The sequence below is a fragment of the Bartonella sp. AA81SXKL genome (assembly GCF_042196945.1).
Classification (GTDB): Bacteria; Pseudomonadota; Alphaproteobacteria; order Rhizobiales; family Rhizobiaceae; genus Bartonella.
In genome coordinates this window covers 1-530 of record NZ_JBHIRH010000432.1, presented here as the reverse complement: position 1 = coordinate 530, position 530 = coordinate 1, and the positions used below count along the sequence as shown (strand labels likewise).

Sequence of the window (530 nt, the reverse complement as noted above, 5' to 3'; positions counted from 1 at the left end):
TTTGTAATTTGCTTTTTGATTTGGAAAAAATATTTGGGTGGGGCATTGCTCAATAATGGTGTGTGCAATCGTTGAATTTAAAGCATCTTTTGGACTTTGTGTTGCAAAGAGCATCATACCATTTTGTTTACGGATCGTTTTAAGGCGATCTTGCGCAAACGCTTTGAAGGAATCATCTTCAAGCGCTTTCCAGAATTCATCAATGACAATAATAATACGTCGCCCGTCAATAAGATCGAGAATCCGGTTAAACAGGTACATCATCAAGGGACGCCGAATTTCTTCATTGTCTAAGAAATCGGTCATGTCATAACCAATGAATTGAGAGTCTAAATTGAGATCGTCTTGATCGTTGTCAAAAACCCAGCCTAAGTCATTGCCTTTGAGCCAGCGTTGTAAGCGTATGGCAATGCCTTCTTTTGATGTGTTATCAAAAAACAATTGAAGGGCACCAAGAGGGCGCTGTGTATGGGGGAGATTTTCCAAGGCGTCAACGGCTTTGGCAATATCTTGTCGCTCTTCTTCTGTCA

At 40.8% G+C, this 530-nt stretch carries 1 pseudogene; it reads right to left on the bottom strand.

The window, feature by feature from the left end:
• Positions 1-530: pseudogene (locus ACFINZ_RS12090) on the bottom strand (transporter); the annotation flags it as partial.